The sequence below is a fragment of the Micromonospora sp. NPDC003776 genome (assembly GCF_053605645.1).
Genome location: NZ_JBSGJR010000624.1, coordinates 1 through 3,875, shown reverse-complemented (window position 1 = coordinate 3,875; position 3,875 = coordinate 1). Strand labels below are relative to the sequence as shown.

General features: G+C 73.8%; 4 protein-coding genes and 1 pseudogene. 1 reads left to right on the top strand and 4 read right to left on the bottom strand.

The features are described 5' to 3' along the window. Positions 1–43 precede the first annotated feature (43 nt). On the bottom strand, positions 44–385 hold the full coding sequence (locus ACWEVO_RS32165) for an RNA polymerase-binding protein RbpA (RefSeq protein WP_046564157.1): 342 nt from the start codon (positions 383–385) through the stop codon (positions 44–46). Between the two features lie 224 nt (positions 386–609). Here ACWEVO_RS32165 and ACWEVO_RS32160 point away from each other — a divergent pair, with 224 nt between their 5' ends. Beyond that, a complete protein-coding gene (locus ACWEVO_RS32160) occupies positions 610–2,091 on the top strand; it encodes a peptide MFS transporter (protein ID WP_452311208.1) in 1,482 nt (493 codons plus the stop codon). A 13-nt stretch (positions 2,092–2,104) separates the two neighbouring features. Here ACWEVO_RS32160 and ACWEVO_RS32155 read toward each other — a convergent pair whose 3' ends face one another. The 3 genes and pseudogenes from ACWEVO_RS32155 to ACWEVO_RS32145 form a co-directional block, all read right to left on the bottom strand. Next, entirely contained in the window at positions 2,105–2,695 is a 591-nt protein-coding gene (locus tag ACWEVO_RS32155; protein WP_452311207.1) for a pyridoxamine 5'-phosphate oxidase family protein, read from the bottom strand. Positions 2,696–2,754: 59 nt separating this feature from the next. Beyond that, entirely contained in the window at positions 2,755–3,384 is a 630-nt protein-coding gene (locus ACWEVO_RS32150; RefSeq protein WP_452311206.1) for an alpha/beta hydrolase, read from the bottom strand. Between the two features lie 23 nt (positions 3,385–3,407). Next, positions 3,408–3,875, bottom strand: a pseudogene (locus tag ACWEVO_RS32145) (hypothetical protein); the annotation flags it as partial.

Genomic DNA, 3,875 nt, shown 5'->3' with positions numbered 1-3,875 from the left:
GCCCCCGGGTGATCCCCGGGGGCGTTTCGGTCGTTCGGTGTGCTCAGGCGCGGCCGCGGCGGGTGCGGACCTCCTGCAGCCGCTCGGCCAGGATGTCCTCCAGTTCGGCGATCGAGCGCCGCTCCAGCAGCATGTCCCAGTGGGTACGCGGCGGCTTGGCCTTCTTCTGCTCCGGCTCGCTGCCGTCGACCAGCCGGGCGACGCTGCCGTCGAACTTGCACTCCCAGGTCGTGGGGACCTCGGCGTCGACGGCGAACGGCACCTCGAACTGGTGTCCCTTGGCGCACAGGTACTCGCGGGTCTGGCGCGGCGCGAGCTCGGTGTTGCGGTCGGATTCGTAGCTGACCGCGCCAAGGCGGCTTCCGCGCAGCATGCGCTCGCCCATGATCGGCTTCCCCTCGTTCGTGGTGCTGGTCTTCTCGGTGTAACGGTCCGTCCGGGCCGGGCCATTCCCGCCCCGCCGGGACGATCCGTGCGGTGGGGGAACCCTCCAAGGGTAGCCGGTCCACCACGGCGGCCCGGCGGGGTCGTCCCCGGCCGGGCGGAATCGGTGGAGTGTTTCGCCTGTCAACGGGGATGTTAGCCGCCTCCACGCGTGCGGAGGTGAGCATGGCCGGTGACGCGCCGATCGGGGCCCGACCGCCCGGGGGGAAGACCTTCTTCGGTCACCCCCGGGCGCTGTCGACGCTGTTCCTCACCGAGATGTGGGAACGGTTCAGCTTCTACGGCATGCGCGCCATCCTCGTGCTCTACCTGACCGCCGCGGTCGCCGACGAGGGACTGGGCATCCGCGAGTCCACCGCCAACGCCGTCTACGGCACGTACAACGCGATGGTCTACCTGATGGCGCTGCCCGGCGGCTGGGTCGCCGACCGGCTGCTGGGCGCCCGGCGCAGCGTGCTGTGGGGTGGGGTGGTCATCGCGGCCGGCCACTACGTGATGGCCGTCCCGGTGCGGTGGAGCGTGTTCGCCGGCATGACCCTGATCGTGCTCGGCACCGGGCTGCTCAAGCCCAACATCTCCACCATGGTGGGTGACCTGTACGACCGGGACTCGCCGCGCCGCGACGCCGGCTTCTCGATCTTCTACATGGGCATCAACCTGGGCGGGTTCATCGCGCCGCTGATCACCGGCTTCCTCGGCGAGAAGATCAACTGGCATCTGGGTTTCGGCGCCGCGGCGATCGGCATGACCTTCGGCGTGCTGCAGTACGTGCTGGGACGGCGCAACCTGGGCGACGCGGGCGCCCGCCCGGTGGACCCGCTGCTCGGGGCGGACCGGCGCCGGGCGCTGACCCGGATCGGCCTGGTCACCCTGGCCGTGCTGGTGGTGCTCGGGTTGCTGGCCGTGCTCGGGCTGTTCACCGTCAACACCGTGGTCAACCTGCTGACCCTGGTCACCGTGCTGGTGGCCGTCGGCTACTTCGCCCGGATCCTCACCGACGGGGAGATCAGCGCCACCGAACGCAGCCGGATGAAGGCCTACACCTGGCTGTTCGTGTTCGCCGCCGCGTTCTGGCTGATCTACGACCAGGCCGGGTCGGTGTTGAACATCTTCGCCGCCGACCGCACCGACCGGAACGTGGCCGGCTTCACCTTCCCCGCGTCGTGGTTGCAGTCGGTGAACCCGATCCTGATCATCATCGGCGCGCCGTTGGCCGCCTGGCTCTGGCTCAAGCTCGGGCACCGGGTCTCCACGCCGATGAAGTTCGCGGTCGGCCTGATCCTCAACGGCCTGTCGTTCGTGCTGATGGCCGCCGCCGCGCAGGCCGCCGTCGGTGGGGGTCTGGTGTCGCCGTGGTGGCTGGTCGCCGTGTACGCGATCCAGGTCGCCGGTGAGCTGTCGCTGAGCCCGGTGGGTCTGTCGGCGACCACCAAGCTGGCCCCGGTCAAGTACGCCAGCCAGATGATGGGCCTGTGGTTCCTCGCCTCCGCCGTCGGCGACGCCATCGGTGGCCAGGTGGCGCGGCTGGCCGGGGCGTGGGCCGAATCGGTCTACTTCCTCACCTTCGGCCTGGCGTCGGTGGTGCTGGGGGTCGCCGCGGTGATGTTCGCCCGGCACATCCGGGTGCTGATGGCCGGTATCCACTGATCCGGCCGCCGGATCACCCGGCCGGGGTGGGTGGCAGGGGCAGCGGCAGGCCGGGCAGGCCGTCGATGCTGGTGGCCACGTGTTCCTTGCCGGCGAAGTAGGCGCTCAGCGAGGTGTCGTCCTCCCGGGCGAACCGCCGGCCGTGCAGGTCCCGGTCGGCCTCGTAGGTCATAAGCGGGACCGCGTACCCGCAGGTGTCGCGGATCAGTTCGGCGCGGACGACGACGACGGCCCGCAGCCCGTGCGGGCTCGGGTCGATGTCGGGGAAGTGCCGCAGCAGGTCCGGCCAGCGGGGGTCGTCGCGGAACACCGGCTCGCCGCGCCCGTGCACCCGCACGATGTTCGGCGGGCCGCCGAACGCGCACCACATCAGCGTGATGCGGCCGTTCTCCCGCAGGTGGGCGATGGTCTCCGCGTTGCTGCCGGCGAAGTCCAGGTAGGCCACCGTCAGCTCGTCGAGCACAGCGAAGGAGCCGCGCAGGCCCTTCGGGGAGAGGTTGATGGTGCCGTCGCCCGCGTGGGGGGCGGTGGCGGTGAAGAACATCGGCTGCGCCTCGATGAAGGTGCGCAGCCGGCCGTCGATACGCGCGTACGTCTTTCCCACGCCCCGAATCATCGTCGCCGCCGGGCCGCCGCCGCTGTCCCGTCCCAGCCCGTGGCCGGTCAGCCCAGCCGCGCCCGCAGCCAGTCGGCGAGGTCGGCCAGCGCCGGGGCGGCGATGCCGTGGCCGACCGGGTCCCGGCGGGCGGTGGCCGTGGCGCCGGACTCGCTGCGCAGGTAGGACCAGGTGCGGTCCAGCAGCTCGCGGGGGATGACGGTGTCGTGCTCGCCCTGGGCCACGAAGACCGGCACCCCGGCCAGCCGGCCGGCGGTGGTGGGCACCCCGGCGTCGAAGGGCAGCGTGCCGTAGAGGATCGCGGCGCCGGCGTACCGGGCCGGGTCGTCCAGCAGCAGGCCGCCGGCGAACGCGGCGCCGCCGCTGAAGCCGACCAGCGCCACCGGGCGGCCGACCGGGGCGACCCCGTCGAGCCAGCCGGTGAACCAGTCCAGGGTGGCGCGCAGCGACCCGGCGACCGGGCGGCCGATGCCCCGGTTGGCGAACCACGCGTACCCGCCGCCCTCGGCGATGGGGGCGCGGACCGCCGCGTACGCCGGGCCGGCCGGCAGGCGGTCGGCCAGGGCGAGGATCTCCCGTTCGTGGGAGCCGCGGCCGTGCAGCAGCACGACCAGGGGTGCGGTGGGGTCGGTGCTGCCGGCGGTGGCGACCACGGGCGCCGGGAACTGGTTGAGCATTCAACAATGCTAGCGCGGGCCGGTCAGCCGGTGCGGGCGCCCAGCCGGGCCAGGGCGGTGGCCAGGTCACTGACCTGGTCGGCGAGCTGCCCCGCCCGGCGCTGGGCCGCGTCGCGGTCGGCCTCGGCGGCGGCCAGCCGTACGGTCAGCTCGGCCAGCCGGGCCTCGACGGTGGCGGCGGCCTCCCGCGCGGCGGCCAGCTCGGCGGCCAGGGCGTCGCGCTCCCCGGTGCTGGCGGCCAGCTCCCGGCGGGCGGTGTCGGCGGCCGCGGCGGCCTCGGTGCGGTCGGCCTCAGCCTGCGCGCGGGCCGCGTCGGCCCGCTGCCGGGCGTCCTCGGCGGCGTGCTGGGCCTGGCGGGCCGCGGCGGTCTCCGTCCGGGCCTGCTCGGCGGCCATGCGGGCGGCCTCGGCGTCGGCGCGGGTCCGGTCGAGCTCGGCGCGCAGCCGCTCGGCCCCGGCGAGGGCCTCGGCGGCGGACCGGGTGGCCCGCTC